Origin of the sequence: Micromonospora sp. LOL_015 (assembly GCF_048060275.1) — a bacterium.
Taxonomy (GTDB): Bacteria; Actinomycetota; Actinomycetes; order Mycobacteriales; family Micromonosporaceae; genus Micromonospora_E.
Map to the genome: position 1 here is coordinate 1 of NZ_JBHMIO010000118.1, position 2,144 is coordinate 2,144.

Sequence of the window (2,144 nt, forward strand, 5' to 3'; positions counted from 1 at the left end):
CGTCCGGTGGCGCATCGTCAGGAACAAGTACGGCCGTCGGGGCCGTAAGACCGACCCCGAGAGTCGGTAGATTTAAGAGAGGAGGGTGGGTCTCCCTATTTGCTCGTGCGTTTGAAAGAGTGATGAGTAGGAGGCAAGCCGCCTCGCCCGAGCTGCGGATGCGAAGGTCAGCAGGTACGCCGGCATCACCGAACGCACAAGGTGCCCCTGGTCGTCGCGGTGGGAGCACACCGCTTCACCTGTGTCGAACTCTCCGACGTTGACGACCTCCTCGCCGGAGCACCAACCATCAGCTTCCAGTTCAACCCGGGCGACACCTTCATCGGCAGCAAGACGATCAACCTCGCGCGTCCAGACCGCTGGAGGATGCCGGCCGACCTCGCCGGGCTGCTTTGGCTACACAATCAACCTCCATTTGCCGCGACCGCCCGCCCGAACCCCGAGGCGCGGCGCCCACTGCCGCGCCAGTTGCTCCTGGCAACGGGCGGCGGTGTCCACGTCGATTGATCTCAGCCGGCCGGGTCGAATCGGATCGTCCCATGAACGTCGCCGTCGATCTCGGCTACGACCAGCCCCGCCATGAGCCGTTGCGGGGCGGGCATGGCGTCCACTACGTAACTGATTCCGCCGGTACGGTGCTGCTGTCGGCCGCAGCGGAATTCCCCGTGGCGCGGTCAGCGAGGCGCTAGAGGGTCCAAGCGGGGCCGCTCCTGAGAGGCAGGGAATTCACCGGCGGGGTTGTGGTCGACTTGCTGCACACTCGTCGTGCCCTCGATCGGGTCTGGGCGGTGGGCTCGCCCGCCGTTCCGCTCCGTCGACTCACTGCGCACGGCCGTTTCAACATCATCTGGTGAGGTCGAGGATGGTGAATGGCCTGGTCATGTTGCGGGCGGCCCATCTGGTGGCTTCCGTGATGTCGGTTCGGCCGGCCAGGCGTAGGGCGTTGATCGCGAGGTTACGTAGCGAGGCCAGGACCCGGGGTCCGGACCGGGTACGCGTGGTCGACCGGTCCTCCCGGTAGCAGGTGTCTCTGATCCAGTGCAACGATTCGATGGCCCAGTGACTGCGGTTGTAGGCGGCCGGTTCGGCGGGGCCGGCCTGGTCGGGAGTGTGGCTGGCGACGCCGAGCTGCGCGGCGGCGGACTGTTCCCGGTGGCGGTGTGCGTGACGTAGCGCTCGATCAGCCAGACCTGGTTGACGTGCGGGAACGGCAGATCGGGCGGGGCGGGCAGGACACGGATCGTGCGGCGGGTCTGGCGGCCGTGTCCGATGTCGACGTTCTCCAGGTCGGGCGGGGTGTCGGCCCAGGGCAGCGTGTTGAGGGCGTCGAACAGGGTCCGGCGGTTCTCCTTGACCGGGAACATGAACTGGCCGCCGTGGTCGTGGATCAGTTCGGCGGTCGCCCTGGCGGTGTGCAACGCGTCCGCGGTGACGGTCATGCCTGGCAGGTCGAGGGTCTGCAGCAGGGCGCGGGCGGTGGCCGGCTCCGTGGTCCTGGCGCCGTCGGTCGGCGCCTGGGCGAGCACGACGCCCACCGCTCCCGGTCGCGGGTCTCCGGCGAGAGCGGACAGCAGGTGCAACTGGTTCCCGTCGTCGCCGACGGCGCCGCCCACGGTCTTGCCGTCGAGCCGTAGCTGGGTCGGCGCGCCGGCTGTGTCGTGTCGTTGTCCATCCGGCGATGACGGCGTCGAGCACGTCGGCGTCGGCGTCGGTGCAGACCCGCCAGATCGTCGACCGGGACGGCCGTCGGGCCGGGCGGGCTCCGACCCTGCGGTAGAGGCTGTCCATGACCTCGGCCGGTACGTCGGCGACCCAGCCCGCGATCGCGGTGTAGCCGGTCGCCCCGGCCACGGTCGCGGCCGCCGCCAGCGTCAGGACGACCGCGACCGGATGTTCACGGCCCTGCGCCGACCGGCCGTCGGACACCGCCAGCAACAGGCCCAGCAGGTCGTGACACGACGACGCGACGTCCCCGCCGGCCGGCGTGGACACCGGATCGACGGCAGGGGTGACAGAATGCGACATGACGAAGCTCCGGGTGGACAAGATCCTTGAGAAGACCTCGTCCTTAGAGCGACCGGCAATAGGCGTTACCTGAGTCGGCGGGTTGTCGGCCGGGTGTCCCAGCGGTAGAGCGTGCGGGC

The 2,144-nt window shown here is 69.1% G+C and carries 3 protein-coding genes and 1 pseudogene; 2 read left to right on the forward strand and 2 right to left on the reverse strand.

The window, feature by feature from the left end; translation table 11 throughout:
• The first annotated feature begins 201 nt into the window (after positions 1-201).
• A complete protein-coding gene (locus tag ACFHWU_RS28975; protein ID WP_416592275.1) occupies positions 202-507 on the forward strand; it encodes a hypothetical protein in 306 nt (101 codons plus the stop codon).
• 336 nt (positions 508-843) lie between these two features.
• Here the strand turns inward: ACFHWU_RS28975 and ACFHWU_RS28980 are convergent, their stop codons facing one another.
• Complete coding sequence (locus ACFHWU_RS28980) at positions 844-1,044, reverse strand: hypothetical protein (protein ID WP_416592276.1); 201 nt, start codon at positions 1,042-1,044, stop codon at positions 844-846.
• 116 nt (positions 1,045-1,160) lie between these two features.
• Between ACFHWU_RS28980 and ACFHWU_RS28985 the strand changes: the two genes are divergently transcribed.
• On the forward strand, positions 1,161-1,634 hold the full coding sequence (locus tag ACFHWU_RS28985; protein WP_416592277.1) for a hypothetical protein: 474 nt from the start codon (positions 1,161-1,163) through the stop codon (positions 1,632-1,634).
• Between the two features lie 43 nt (positions 1,635-1,677).
• Here ACFHWU_RS28985 and ACFHWU_RS28990 read toward each other — a convergent pair.
• Positions 1,678-2,025 (reverse strand): annotated as a pseudogene (locus ACFHWU_RS28990) (transposase family protein); the annotation flags it as partial.
• Positions 2,026-2,144 lie beyond the last annotated feature (119 nt).